Genomic DNA, 12,064 nt, shown 5'->3' on the forward strand with positions numbered 1-12,064 from the left:
CCTGCCACGACAACAACTATAGAGAAAACCAGTTAACGCCAGAATTTTGATCTACTGATATAGAGGGAGGTAGAGGCTGGTGGAGCAGCAGAGTCGGTTTTAGTGATGGGGCCTTTGATTAACCTGGAGGCTGGGGGTTACTATTTTTGCCAGGTACCCAGTGGTGATTAGTGAACCCACTGCTAACGCGATTAAACTTGAACCGAGTATGATGGCTGTAATCATCTTTCAATCCACCTTTGATATATCTTATTGCTGTTCAATTAAATATAAAGGTGGTTAAGATTTGTTCATAAAAATTAGGAAAAAATGAATAAAGTGAAGGGAATGTGGGTAGAAACTGGACGGTTTAAACTTTTGAGCCGTTGGGCTTAAGGATAACCCGCAGCTTGGTAAGGTTCTCCTTAATCTCCACCTTCGCACCCATCGCCGCAAAATACTCCTCAAGGAAAATCCGGATAAAATCCTTAGAAACCTCCGAAACCAACACCAACGTATAATCGTTAGGCGCATTCTTGATTAGGCGATAGAAGTTGCAGGCTTCTAGACGAGTCAACATGTCCTCTGTGGAGTGAACAGTTTTCAGCTGTTCCCAATGAGAGCGTGCAACCTCACGGTGTTCCTTCCAGAACTGATCCTTCTGCGGAGAGGAAGCAATAAGCTGCAGAAACATAAGCCAGTGATCAACGTCAAGTATGATGTGTTCGCCGGTTAGGAGCATGTCTTGGTATTGGCGGATTTTTTTCTTGACGGCTGGGTCTTCGAGGGCTTTGTTTTCGCTGTAGAATTTTATGGCGCGGCGCATGATTTCGCTCTGGGAGGCTTGGGCTTCGGTGCTGATTTTTTCCAGCAGGTCAGCTGTGGGTTTATCGAAGGCTACGGTTATTCGTGTGGGGTTTGCCATGGGGGTTCACTCAACTGTTATGTGACAGCTTTTCAGTTTAATGGAAATTATATAAACATTACTCCACAAGCTGCAAGTTTTTGTTTGCATGTTTAAAGGATAACCGCATATTACTAAACAAGTGTTTAGAGCAGGGTGCCGAGGGGATTCAAAACTCTTTTATTCCAAATAACAGCTAAACATACATAGCCAAACCTCCGGAGTCCCCAACGTGAAAACACCCGAAATATACCTAGACCCCAAACCACGCGCCATACAAATAATCGAACTCCTCGAAAAACAGTACCCCAACGCCAAAACCGCCCTCAACTACAGCAACCCCCTCGAAATACTAGTAGCCACCATGCTCTCTGCCCAAACCACCGATGCCCGAGTAAACATAGTCACCGCTTCACTTTTCAAAAAATACCCCACCGCCCAAGCCTACGCTGACACCCCAACCAAAGAAATCGAGCAGGACATTCGTTCCACTGGTTTCTACCACAACAAAGCCAAAAACCTCAAAGGCACCTGTCAAATATTGGTTAAAAAGCACAGCGGCCAAGTGCCTAAATCCATGACTGATCTTTTGGAGCTGCCGGGTGTTGCACGCAAAACAGCCAACATCGTCCTCTACAATGCCTATGGCATAACCGCTGGCATCGCGGTGGATACGCATGTGAAGCGGCTGGCTCAGCGATTGGGGTTGTCGCATCAGAATGATCAGGACCGAATTGAACGTGACTTGATGGCGATTGTGCCTAAGGACAAGTGGATGCCGCTGACGGATCTGCTGATTTACCATGGCCGCCAAGTCTGCATCGCACAGAAGCCCAAATGCCAGGTCTGTGTGCTTAACAAAATCTGCCCTTCCGCCTTCACCTTCGGTTAGCAGTACCAATTTATACTTGCTTTGCTCTTTTTTCAGTAGGTGACTTTGTTTTGGTTAATGTTATAGTTGGAGAGAAGGCTCCTGACTTCACTTTACTGGATTCAAACATGCAGCCCAGAAGCCTACATGAGTTTATGGGGCAAAAAGTTGTTTTAACCTTTTTTGTGGGCGCCTTCACTGCAACCTGCACGATGGAGGCTTGTTCCTTCCGTGATGCTATGGATAGGCTCACTGATTTAGATGCGCAGGTCATCGGTGTCAGCGTCAACGACCCCAACGCAAACAGGGAATTTCAGCAAAAAGAAAAACTATTCTTCCCCATACTTAGCGACGACAAACTTGAAGTCGTCAAACTCTACGGTTTAGAGTTGCCGGGCGATGAGGCAGTGGAGGGGTTTGTGGCTGCGAAACGTGCAGTGTTCATCCTTGACCAAGAGGGCATCATACGATATATGTGGGCGTCAAAAAACCCCAGCGTTGAACCAGACTACAGCGAATTGCAGGTGGAGCTAACCAAAATCGCCTAACCACATTTTCAGTGCAGAAAAGACGAATCGTTTTCCCCTGAAAGGGGATGTTGGCGCTTTATGGCAATGATTCGGTAAATAATAAAATAGATTAGAAAACAGAAAATTCTTGCAGGCAGAGCTAGTTTCCAACGCTGTCCTGCGTGAGGGTATGCACGATGTCATCGGCAATGCCCACGATGGAATCAGCCTGCTTCATCATGGCGTCGCCGTTGACTTCCTCAAGCTGGCTGATCTGCTGCACGATGGTTTCGATTTCGATGAGGAACCGCAGCACTGAGTCGTCAGGCTGGGGGTTTTTGCTTATTTCCTCTCGGATAAGTACCTCGATGAAGGCGGGTTCTCCGAGGCTGTAGTAGATGGCGTTTCGTGCTTTGCGGATGGCCTCTAAAACCAGTCCTGGCGCCATGTAGGGGATTTTGCGTGCAGCTTCCAATTCAGCTTTTGCTTCACGCAGGTACCTTAGCGCCCAACCTTTCCGGTACTCATCCATCATGCGGGTGTGTTCCTGTTTATTCGGCGAGTTCTTCTTCGATGTCAGATTCGTCTGCAGAGCCGGCTTGAGCTAATGATAGGGTACGTGTTATGTATCCTGCAACTTTGTTTCGGACTCGCGTGGTGGTGCCTTTGGTGTATTCGTCCACTAAGCGTTTGTTGTCGTCGAAGTTGGTGGTGAATTTGTTGGGGAAGCGAGTCATTAGTTCTTTGCCCAGATGCTTAATCTGCTCAGTCTTTACTTTTCCCAGATCAGTTTCCTCCGAGTTAACGGTGTTTTTTTTCTCCGACGTTTAAAAGCGTAGGAGCAACTCTCAATAGAGAACAGGCTTAATTTAAGCTTGCGGCTAAAACCACGCATTTAAACAGTCGACCAGCAGCGTAGGTGCCGATGCAAAAAAAATTGACTACTTAGGCAAGTTTTATGCCAAAGAAGCCCTCAAAGTTCCTGGCGACTTGCTGGGCAACTTCTTCTTGGGGCTGCTTTTTGATTTCCGCCACCGCGGCTACCACGTTCTGGATGAAGGAGGGCTTGGTAAGTTGTCCCTTGAAGGGCTGTTTCCAGTAGGCGACTGGACCATCGGTTTCGGTGAGCAGGTGGGTGAGGGGCGTGTTTTCGACGACTTCGCGGATGCCGTTGGAGTATGTGACTGGTGGTCCTTCGGTTATGTAGTAGCCGTTGTCGATGGCTTTTTTGAGGGCTGCCATGGGGTGGCTGAACCAATGGAGGAGCACGCGGTTTAGGTTGTAGCTGGGAAGCATCTCCACGATTTTGTCGGTGGTGCCTCTCGAGTGGATGATGACTGGGAGGTTTAGGGACTCGGCAAGATGCAGCATCCGGTCGAAAACCATCAGTTGCTTTTCCCAGATGGATTCGTATTTGTAGTCTAAACCGATTTCTCCGATGGCTTTCACGGCGCCACGTTGGGCTTGAATGTAGCTTATGGTTGCTTCAAGTTCACCTTCCTTGAGGACGTTGACGTTCCAGGGGTGAATGCCCAATGCGGGGTAGATGATGTTGGGGTGCAAAGCGGCAAGTTGAATGTCGCTTTGGCAGGTCTGCAGATCCATTGAGTTAGTCATTAATGCTTTGACGCCTGCTTTTTTTGCGTCAGCTATAACTTCGTCTATGTGGCCGCTGTATCCTGTGTCGGACAGGTGGATGTGTGCGTCTATCAGGTTCATTGTGTTCAGCGGGTATATTGCGGTGGTTGGTTTTAAGATTTTCTTAAGCTTTGCCTATTCAGTTTTGGATGAGGGTGTTTTTAGACGAAAAAACGATAACAAAGGTTAAATATGCCTTTAAAAAGAAAAAGAACCAGAAGTGAAGCTGATATGACTGAATTAGAAATTGCTGTAGCTCCCATGCATAGACTCTGCAAGAAAGCTGGCGCTGACCGAGTAAGCGAAGCCGCAGCCAAAGAACTTGCCAAAGCCCTCGAGGAAATCGGCATCAAAATCGCCAAGGAATCACTGGATTTCGCGATGCACGCTGGAAGAAAAACCATCAAAGCGGAAGATATCGAAATAGCCGCAAGAAAAATCATGGGCAAGTAACCAGAAAATTAATCTCCATTTTTCCTTTCTTCTTTTTATCCAACTCTTCTGTCATCTGCGATTTTTTTCTATAGGCCCCTTTTATATAGGCAGTATATGGAAGCGTATGCAAACCGCTGGCTGCCACTGTTGCTCTGGCCACCTCTCCCCTCCCTTATATAAAGAGTCAACGAAGATTCCAGCCGGTCAATGTAATTTGTCTGCTCAGAGGGTGGGATGCGGGGATGCCGTGGGAATTACGGTGTCGTTTTAACCTTGAATATGGCGACTTCGCTGTTTCGGAACGCCAACGAGTAGGTGGGGTCATCGGCAAACCGGGGCAGCAAAGAGAGGTCTGTTAGGGCAACGTAGCTGATGTTGTATTTTTTGAGGGCTACTTGGTAATCGAAGCATGTCAGGGGCAAATCGGCGACGTTGTTGATGTAGGTTCGGGAATAGCTTTCTATTAAACCGTTAAGGATGGCTGCGTCCTCGCCTTGGGTCTCCGAAATCGGGTAGATGCCCACATAGAAGCTGACCTCAGCGGTGCATCCGCCTTGGAGGCTGTAGACGAGTTCGTAGAAAGCCGAGTTCTCCTGAAGCCACACGTCGCTGCCCAGCCTGGCGCTGGGAAACACAATCTGGTTAATCTGATGCAGGCTATTATCGACAATACCGATGCTGTTGGCGCACTGCCTGACTTCGCCGCGTGCCAGAAAGGGGATACGTAGCCAATCAAACTCCGCGTCATTTAGGCTCTGGAAAATAAAGGAGACCTTGGCGAAGCGGACGCCGCGGTTAATCGTGATTTCCTCAGTTACGTTGAACTCCGAGTTACCGCGGGTTATAACAAAGGATGCACTGTTACCCTCACCGATGACTCGGGTGCATGACTGGTTGAAGTCGCCCAGTTTCACCTCGCTTGGTGCCCCGCTGCTTCGGTAGAGAAGGCTGATTTGGGTGTCGTTAAGCGAGAAAACCTTGGGGTGAACATAGCTGCTGTTGAGAATCGCGTAGATGTCGTGTGTGCTGCCGTTAGCCAAGCTTCCCGCCTGCTCAACCTGCAGCAACCCGTTATCGACGAGGTAATCCGCCTGCAGCAGATTCGACGCCACCTGCGCGGGTTCAAACTCACGCTGCAAAATCAGGTACTGCGGATCCACGGCGCTAAAGGTAGGTCTCTTGGCAAAGCCCGATAGCCACCAGCCATAATTTGCGTCCGCTACAAAAATCGAGGCCTCAGAGGTGTTAGCCGCCGCCCACTGGATAGCTGCATATTTGGCAGGAGTCATAAATTGGAAAAAGTTCGCCTGCGAAATCCCCGAAGATTCCTGCCGCCAGGGTGTCCAAGGCAACGCAAAAAGAGGCGTTAACAGACACACAGCCACCAAGACCACCGTGGCAGCCGTCTTGAGTTTGCCGGTGGATAAGCCCCTGATTTTTTTGTTGACTATTTTTTCGGTGTTGTTGGCTACCCAAAGAATGACCAAGGCCAAGCAAGCCATAACGGGCAAAGCCAAGAAATAGAGGAACCGCTGGTAATCCAAAAAGACCCCTGCGAGGTAGCTTTGGGTTGCGGCAAGCGGCACAAGTACTGCTGACAGGAACAGAAGGGTGGGTAAGGTGAAGTATCTGCCGCTGCGCAGTTTAGAGATGACGGGGAACAGGAAGAGGGGTATGATGGCTAAGCTCACGATGAGGACGGGGGGCACACGGGTTTCCACGACTGCCTGCTGATTTACCGCAGCGGAACCGGTGATGGCGCCTTGTGAGCCGAAGTAAACCGGGAGGGTATTTATGAGGTAAGGCGCCACCAATAGCGCTCCTAGGATTATGGGAACTAGCCAAAGCAGCGTTTTTTTAGGCGCTAACCCCTTTCTGGAGAAGATTAAACTTAGCAGCAGGGTAAGGACCGTTATGGCAGAGAAGACGATGGCGCTGAACAGATGTGTCAGGAAAAGTGCTGAGGCAAGTATGGATGCAGCGGCAAGAGTGCCCTTCAAAGCCAGCCGCGTGGGCTGAAGGAAAAAATAGAAAAGAATAGGAATCAAAGTCAACGCCACGATGTTGGGGTACCCTGCCCAATCCAGCATGATGAGGTCGCTTGCAGAGAAAGCCACCAGCACCGCGGCAACCAGCCCCGCTGATTCGCCCCAGGCGGTCTTAATTAGCAAAAAAGCCGCCAGTATCATGAGCGCAGAAAACAGCGACGCCACCGCTGCCTGCGCCAGATAATCTGGGGCGCCACTCAGGGCTATTATGAAGGCGGTGAATATGTGGTAGCCTGGGTTGGTGGCTGAGACACCGCCGCCCATGTGGTAATAATTGTGGAAGAAGGAGGTTTGGGGGCTGAGGATGGAGTTAATGACGCTTTCATGTAATCCGATGTCGGCGCCGGGCGGATAGGTGTTCATGGTGGTTAGGGCGAAGCGGTAGAGGAAACCCGCTGCTGCGACGACTAAGAGCAGGAAAGTGAGGCTTCTTTTGTTAACCATGCGACCGCCCTTTGGGACAGTATAGGTTTAGCGTTTCATAGCTATATGGTCTGTGGCTGTTTCGGTTTTTCGCCTGCCATTACTCATTCAGGTGCTGAGTTAAACTTTATAAGCATTCCCAGAGCAGATAAGTTGAGGCTAAATCTATGGGCAAAGGCGCGGGCAAGATAGGCGTTTCATTAGTTTTGGTTCTAATCGTAAGCTGCGGTTTATCGTTTGCGTCGTTAGCAAACGCGCAGTCATACTATTATCCTCTTTCACAGAACTGGCTAAACGTCCAAGTTAACTATCCTGGAGCAGGCTACGTGTATCCCGGTTCAGGATACTTCTACTATGGCTCAACCGTCTACGCCTACGTTTACACCAACCCCGGCTACGTTTTCAACGGCTGGTACCTCAACGGAGTCTACCAGGGAAAACTCACCTCTATCCCCATAACCATGACCCAGGACTACACTCTGGTAGCAACATTTAGCGTCCGAACAGTCTGCCTCACAATCACAAACAACCCCTACGGCGGCGGCCAAACCGCGCCGACTGCAGGCATATGGAATTACTCCATCGGCTCCACCGTAACCGTCACGGCGTATCCGAATGCGGGCTGCAACTTCAGCGGCTGGTACCTTGACGGCGTCTATCAGGGACTGGGAACCAGCATATCTGTGCCCATGACCCAGGACCGCCAAATAGGCGCATTCTACTCAGGAAACATCCCCGATGTCACACCCTCCCCCTCTCCGCAGGCAACCCCTAACCCCACGCCGCCAAACAGCAACTTGCCAGTCCCAAGCCTATCATTCTACTGCGCCAGCTCCACCACCTCATCGGGCTTTAAAGTAAACATAGACGGCGCCTTAGTCTACAATCAAATCGGGCTTTCAGGCTCAGGCATACTTTTCGCGTACAGCGCCAACGGAGGACAAACATGGCATGACCTGGCTTACCTCATTACGGGCGACGGAGGCAACTTCTCCGCGGTTTGGATGCCCTCTGCATCAGGCAACTACCTTATCAAAGGCACCTGGCTCGGCGACGACGCCTACGCGCCACTAACAACCGCCATAAGCTTTGCCGTGACGCCCTCAAATAACGAGGACGACAACGTCTTCTCGGTTTCCTCCAACTCCACGCTCTCCGCGTTAAACTTCGACTCAGAGGCGGATCAATTAGGCTTCACCGTTTCGGGTCCATCAGGCACCGTCGGCTACGTACAAATATGTATCCCCCAGTCGGTTATGCCGGTGGTGGCGAACCTCAAAATCTACCTTGACGGCCAAGAAGTACCCTACCACACATACGCAGAAAACAACGCCTGGATAATCACCACAGAGTACACGCACAGCACGCACTCGGTGGTTATGGCGCTGGACGGTTCATCTGCTCCCCTAATCGGCGATGTATCAGAGTCTATGCTGGTGCCGATTCTAGTCGGGGTCGTGGTGGTTTCGCTGCTGGTGGCAATCGTCAGCGTGGTTTTGATGTCTAGGCAGAGAAAACAGATCAAAAACCAAGACGCCCCACAGTAACTCTTTTTTCCTCTTTCCCAAAAAATGGCTGCTGAATGTATAGATTTTAAAGAAGCCCCGAGTATTCTCAAGGTGAGGCCAAATATGCCCCAGACCATAAAATTCATCGGTGCCCTACGCCACATCTCAGGCAAAAAACAGTTAACCCTCAACTGCCCCCAAGGCACCACCATCGCGGAGGTCGTGGCTGCCCTAACCACGCAGTTCCCCGCCTTCAAAAGCATCTTCAGCGACCAGGAACTCAACGATGCCAAATCCAACTCCCTTATCCTTGTCAACGGCAAAGAAATCAGCATCCTCGAGGGGTACCAAACCAAAGTCGGCGCCGACGACGAAGTCGTGTTTGTGCCCGTGGTGCATGGTGGCTGAGCAAACATGATTACTCTAACCACCGATTTCGGACTCAAAGACCCCTATGTTGCAGAAATGAAAGGCGCAATTTTAAGCATCAACCCGCAGGCTCAGATAATCGATGTTTCCCATGGCGTCGACAAATTCAGCGTCCGCATGGCAGCGTTTATGCTGGCGTCAGCCGCACCCTACTTTCCAGACGGCACCGTGCATGTGGCGGTGGTTGACCCCGGCGTCGGCACACAGCGGCGCGCAATAGCTGTGCAGACCCAGAGGGCCTTTTTTGTGGGTCCAGACAACGGCGTGCTGATGCTGGCGGCGCAGGCACAGGGAATCCAGCGCATATACGAAATCTCAAACCCCAAGCTGATGCTGCCCACTGTATCCTGCACGTTTCATGGCAGAGACATCTTTGCACCCGCAGCAGCGCACCTCAGCCAAGGCGTTGCCATCCAGAGCTTCGGACCAGAACTCTTTGACCCCCAAACCCCCATGTTCACTCAGGTGGAATGCAGAAACGGCGTTTTAGGCGCCGAAGTGCTGCATGTGGACGGCTTTGGCAACGTAGTCACCAACTTAACCCGAAAAGACCTCGCCAACGCAGCCTCCGTCTCGGTTAGGTTCCATCATGCCTGCCTACAGTTGCCGGTAACACGTACCTACGCGGATGCTGAGCCGTTGCAGGCAGTTGCCCTCTTTGGCAGCAGCGGCTTTCTGGAGGTAGCGCTCAACCAGGGCAGCTTCCACGAGAAATACCGCGTGAACATCGGCGACAAAGTAGAGGTTACGCCGGCGACCTGAGGCTTTCAAGTTCAGCTACTATGACGTCAACGGGGTTCTCCATCGCCGCCAACTTGTCAGCCACATCAAACCGCCTGCCCAAATACTGCCTTGCAAGCGCCATCACCTTCTCTTCGCGTGCTATGAAAAGCGGAAAGCCCCTCTTAGCGGTGTAGACGTTAACGGGCGTGTTTGCCATGTCGCCGACGACTATGCTTGGCACACCCTGCAGAGCGGCTTCTCGGCTGATGGTTCCCCCGTAGCTCACCACCAAATCCGCGTTCGCCACAAGACTTGCGGAGTCCTCAAAAACGGTTTTCTCTTTGAAAGCGTCGCCTCCCCCGTTGTAGCGGTTCAGCAGATGCACGTTGCCTAACTTGGAGAGCTGCAGGCTGAGGGGGCTGGCGGTGTCTGCTTTGCCCTCGGCGTAGGCGGCTTTGGCTTCAACTTGGCGAAGCACAATCAGCGGCTTCTTAACGTTTAGCTTCGCAGACTGATAACCCTGAATCCACGCTGCCTCATCCACGCCGCGAAACGTCACCACCCTTTTGGGACAGTACTGCTTGGCAAAACCCTTCGGCAGCCCCTCAGAAACCACCACTGTATGGGCAAAGGGGATGGTGAGTCTGTTCACTGCCAACGCGTGGGGTGTATCCGCAGTTAAAATGATGGGTATGCCTAAACCGAATGCGACGCGGCAAAGCTCCACGGATTGATGCGCGACCGCGGCGTCGGGGCGATTTTTTTCGAAAAGCTTGGCGAATTCGATTATGCGCTCGGCGCTTTCCCTGAGCCGCGAGGTGTTAGTGGAGGGGTCATATTTCCCGACGACAAGGGGTTTTTCGCCTAAAAGACGCGCCAGCGGCAACGTGTCGGGGTGCAGGCGGGTGGTAAAGATAAATTCGTGTCCGCGGTCTCGGAGGGCTTTGCCGATGGCGGCGCCGTAGCGGGTATGCTTGCCCGTGCAGGCGTCATACCAAACCCTCATCAGTTCACCCTGCGCTTATCCGCCAAAAACTCTTCGCGTTTCGCCTCAAACTCAGCAAGCGACATAACCTTACGGGCCGGGCAACCCGCCACCACCGTACACGCAGCCACATCCTTAGTGACCACGCTACCCCCGCCCACAACAGCTTTCTCGCCAACAGTAACAGAGGGCAGGATGGTAACTCCGCCGCCGATAGCCGCGCCGTCCTTAATCACGGGAGGCGTCATGAATGAGCTTTTAGGATACTTATCGTTTAGCAGGCTACTATTAGGAGCAATAAACACGCCCTCGCCGAGCACGCAGCCGTTAGAGATAGTCACGTGAGCTTGAATATTGCAGTTTCTACCCAAAACCACATCTTTGCCCAAATCCACAAAGCTGCCGATGATGCAGCCCTCCCCGATTCGGGTGTTATCACCGATAACCACATAGTTCCAGATAGCACAGCCCTCGCCTATCTGCACATTCTTGCCGGTGACGATTCCTACTCCACGCTTAGCATTCTGCATGCATCTCACTTTCTGGCTCCAGATTTAAATAGTTTAACATTAACAAACAATCCACACATGGAGGCAAATGGCTTGACCAAAGAAACAGTGCTAATCGTGGGCCTAGGCGAAATCGGACACGCCCTATTCATGCTCTACCAACAAAAAAGCGAGGATTTTTCGGTTTACGGCTTAGATTTAGACGAAGCAAAAATGCGTCAGCTCAACCAAACCAAAACGGCGGTGCCCCCCCAAATCGACACCCTCCAAATTTGCCTACCCTGCGCCAACCCTGAGCGATTCGCAGACGTCGTCGCCGGCTACGCCTCCCAATACAAACCCACGTTGGTCGTTAACAACAGCACGGTTCCGCCGGGCACCACCCTAAAAGTTGCCGCCCAAATAGGCTGCCCCATCGTGCATTCGCCCTCCCGGGGCGTCCACATCACCGCCGAGCATATGGTTTGGGAGATGAAGCGTTGGCCAAAATACGTCGGCGGCGCCACCCCAAAAGCATCTGCGCTGGCCAAAGCGCATTTTGAGAAGCTGGGCTTAACTGTCAAGGTCCTCAAAGGCTGCACCGAAACCGAACTAGCCAAAGTCTTCGAAACCACCTACCGCGCCTGGATGATAACCTGCTTCCAAGAAATGCATCGCATCAGCCGCAAATACGGCGCAGACTTCAACGACGCCCTAGACTTCCTCGAAGACACCCACCGCCAACGCCTCGACCGCCCCATCATGTTCCCCGGCTACATCGGCGGCCACTGCCTCATACCCAACACGGAGCTGCTGCTGAAAAGCTACGACAGCGACATGCTACGGTTGATTTTGGAGTCTAACCAGAAACGCAAAGACGAAATGCAGAACCCGCAGATCAAAGCGGAAGCTGAAGCGGTGGCGAAGCGTGCCGATAAGCTGGAGCGGGAGCTTGCGGGGGAAGAAAACGTCACTTTGCCCCAGTCACGTAGGGGCAGAGACGCCTGCACATAGACCCCCTATTGCTTATGCATAGAACCACTAACCAACCAAGACATAGATATCATGAGATGCTTTCAGGAAAGGGCTATGAATATCAAACATCCGTCAACCTGCGTCGGTCA

At 51.6% G+C, this 12,064-nt stretch carries 15 protein-coding genes; 7 read left to right on the top strand and 8 right to left on the bottom strand.

The window, feature by feature from the left end:
- Positions 1 to 99: 99 nt before the first annotated feature.
- Both NWE93_13905 and NWE93_13910 read right to left on the bottom strand, forming a co-directional pair.
- A complete protein-coding gene (locus tag NWE93_13905) occupies positions 100 to 225 on the bottom strand; it encodes a hypothetical protein (GenBank protein ID MCW4001324.1) in 126 nt (41 codons plus the stop codon).
- Positions 226 to 349: 124 nt separating this feature from the next.
- Positions 350 to 904 carry a ribbon-helix-helix protein, CopG family gene (locus tag NWE93_13910; GenBank protein MCW4001325.1) on the bottom strand — a complete coding sequence of 185 codons (555 nt, stop codon included), beginning with the start codon at positions 902 to 904 and terminating at the stop codon, positions 350 to 352.
- Positions 905 to 1,115: 211 nt separating this feature from the next.
- Between NWE93_13910 and nth the strand changes: the two genes are divergently transcribed.
- Both nth and NWE93_13920 read left to right on the top strand, forming a co-directional pair.
- Entirely contained in the window at positions 1,116 to 1,775 is a 660-nt protein-coding gene (gene nth, locus NWE93_13915; protein ID MCW4001326.1) for an endonuclease III, read from the top strand.
- A 50-nt stretch (positions 1,776 to 1,825) separates the two neighbouring features.
- Positions 1,826 to 2,302: a peroxiredoxin gene (locus tag NWE93_13920; protein MCW4001327.1), complete on the top strand. Its 477-nt coding sequence runs from the start codon at positions 1,826 to 1,828 to the stop codon at positions 2,300 to 2,302.
- A gap of 121 nt (positions 2,303 to 2,423) precedes the next feature.
- On the opposite strand, the gene NWE93_13925 is transcribed toward NWE93_13920, so the two are convergent.
- The 3 genes from NWE93_13925 to NWE93_13935 all read right to left on the bottom strand — a co-directional run bounded on the left by NWE93_13925 (position 2,424) and on the right by NWE93_13935 (position 3,982).
- Positions 2,424 to 2,798: a hypothetical protein gene (locus tag NWE93_13925; protein ID MCW4001328.1), complete on the bottom strand. Its 375-nt coding sequence runs from the start codon at positions 2,796 to 2,798 to the stop codon at positions 2,424 to 2,426.
- 16 nt (positions 2,799 to 2,814) lie between these two features.
- Positions 2,815 to 3,048: a 30S ribosomal protein S17e gene (locus NWE93_13930; protein ID MCW4001329.1), complete on the bottom strand. Its 234-nt coding sequence runs from the start codon at positions 3,046 to 3,048 to the stop codon at positions 2,815 to 2,817.
- Between the two features lie 160 nt (positions 3,049 to 3,208).
- On the bottom strand, positions 3,209 to 3,982 hold the full coding sequence (locus NWE93_13935) for a TatD family hydrolase (protein MCW4001330.1): 774 nt from the start codon (positions 3,980 to 3,982) through the stop codon (positions 3,209 to 3,211).
- Between the two features lie 111 nt (positions 3,983 to 4,093).
- Between NWE93_13935 and NWE93_13940 the strand changes: the two genes are divergently transcribed.
- Entirely contained in the window at positions 4,094 to 4,354 is a 261-nt protein-coding gene (locus tag NWE93_13940) for an NFYB/HAP3 family transcription factor subunit (protein MCW4001331.1), read from the top strand.
- Between the two features lie 236 nt (positions 4,355 to 4,590).
- Here the strand turns inward: NWE93_13940 and NWE93_13945 are convergent, their stop codons facing one another.
- Positions 4,591 to 6,828 carry a hypothetical protein gene (locus tag NWE93_13945; GenBank protein MCW4001332.1) on the bottom strand — a complete coding sequence of 746 codons (2,238 nt, stop codon included), beginning with the start codon at positions 6,826 to 6,828 and terminating at the stop codon, positions 4,591 to 4,593.
- Between the two features lie 146 nt (positions 6,829 to 6,974).
- Here NWE93_13945 and NWE93_13950 point away from each other — a divergent pair, with 146 nt between their 5' ends.
- The 3 genes from NWE93_13950 to NWE93_13960 all read left to right on the top strand — a co-directional run bounded on the left by NWE93_13950 (position 6,975) and on the right by NWE93_13960 (position 9,506).
- Entirely contained in the window at positions 6,975 to 8,354 is a 1,380-nt protein-coding gene (locus NWE93_13950) for an InlB B-repeat-containing protein (GenBank protein MCW4001333.1), read from the top strand.
- A gap of 84 nt (positions 8,355 to 8,438) precedes the next feature.
- The gene (locus tag NWE93_13955; GenBank protein MCW4001334.1) at positions 8,439 to 8,723 is read left to right on the top strand and encodes a MoaD/ThiS family protein; all 285 of its coding nucleotides are present in this window, start codon (positions 8,439 to 8,441) and stop codon (positions 8,721 to 8,723) included.
- A 6-nt stretch (positions 8,724 to 8,729) separates the two neighbouring features.
- Positions 8,730 to 9,506, top strand: coding sequence for an S-adenosyl-l-methionine hydroxide adenosyltransferase family protein (locus NWE93_13960; protein MCW4001335.1), 777 nt, complete (start codon positions 8,730 to 8,732; stop codon positions 9,504 to 9,506).
- Here NWE93_13960 and NWE93_13965 read toward each other — a convergent pair.
- Together NWE93_13965 and NWE93_13970 are read right to left on the bottom strand one after the other, a co-directional pair.
- A complete protein-coding gene (locus tag NWE93_13965) occupies positions 9,490 to 10,473 on the bottom strand; it encodes a DUF354 domain-containing protein (GenBank protein MCW4001336.1) in 984 nt (327 codons plus the stop codon). The two genes, NWE93_13960 and NWE93_13965, sit on opposite strands and share 17 nt — an antisense overlap.
- Entirely contained in the window at positions 10,473 to 10,982 is a 510-nt protein-coding gene (locus tag NWE93_13970) for an N-acetyltransferase (GenBank protein MCW4001337.1), read from the bottom strand. The genes NWE93_13965 and NWE93_13970 overlap by 1 nt, the downstream gene beginning before the upstream one ends.
- A 72-nt stretch (positions 10,983 to 11,054) precedes the next feature.
- On the opposite strand from NWE93_13970, the gene NWE93_13975 reads away from it, so the two are divergent.
- Positions 11,055 to 11,954 (top strand): GDP-mannose dehydrogenase, encoded by a 900-nt coding sequence (locus NWE93_13975; GenBank protein ID MCW4001338.1) that lies wholly within the window; start codon positions 11,055 to 11,057, stop codon positions 11,952 to 11,954.
- Positions 11,955 to 12,064: the final 110 nt, after the last annotated feature.

The organism is Candidatus Bathyarchaeota archaeon (assembly GCA_026014735.1).
Lineage (GTDB): Archaea > Thermoproteota > Bathyarchaeia > Bathyarchaeales > Bathycorpusculaceae > Bathycorpusculum.

What these genes read in the sequence shown, in the direction of transcription:
- NWE93_13905 (MCW4001324.1), bottom strand. Translation starts at nt 225, where the DNA reads ATGATTACAGCCATCATACTCGGTTCAAGTTTAATCGCGTTAGCAGTG.
- NWE93_13910 (MCW4001325.1), bottom strand. Translation starts at nt 904, where the DNA reads ATGGCAAACCCCACACGAATAACCGTAGCCTTCGATAAACCCACAGCT.
- NWE93_13925 (MCW4001328.1), bottom strand. Translation starts at nt 2,798, where the DNA reads ATGATGGATGAGTACCGGAAAGGTTGGGCGCTAAGGTACCTGCGTGAA.
- NWE93_13935 (MCW4001330.1), bottom strand. Translation starts at nt 3,982, where the DNA reads ATGAACCTGATAGACGCACACATCCACCTGTCCGACACAGGATACAGC.
- NWE93_13940 (MCW4001331.1), top strand. Translation starts at nt 4,094, where the DNA reads ATGCCTTTAAAAAGAAAAAGAACCAGAAGTGAAGCTGATATGACTGAA.
- NWE93_13945 (MCW4001332.1), bottom strand. Translation starts at nt 6,828, where the DNA reads ATGGTTAACAAAAGAAGCCTCACTTTCCTGCTCTTAGTCGTCGCAGCA.
- NWE93_13950 (MCW4001333.1), top strand. Translation starts at nt 6,975, where the DNA reads ATGGGCAAAGGCGCGGGCAAGATAGGCGTTTCATTAGTTTTGGTTCTA.
- NWE93_13955 (MCW4001334.1), top strand. Translation starts at nt 8,439, where the DNA reads ATGCCCCAGACCATAAAATTCATCGGTGCCCTACGCCACATCTCAGGC.
- NWE93_13960 (MCW4001335.1), top strand. Translation starts at nt 8,730, where the DNA reads ATGATTACTCTAACCACCGATTTCGGACTCAAAGACCCCTATGTTGCA.
- NWE93_13965 (MCW4001336.1), bottom strand. Translation starts at nt 10,473, where the DNA reads ATGAGGGTTTGGTATGACGCCTGCACGGGCAAGCATACCCGCTACGGC.
- NWE93_13970 (MCW4001337.1), bottom strand. Translation starts at nt 10,982, where the DNA reads ATGCAGAATGCTAAGCGTGGAGTAGGAATCGTCACCGGCAAGAATGTG.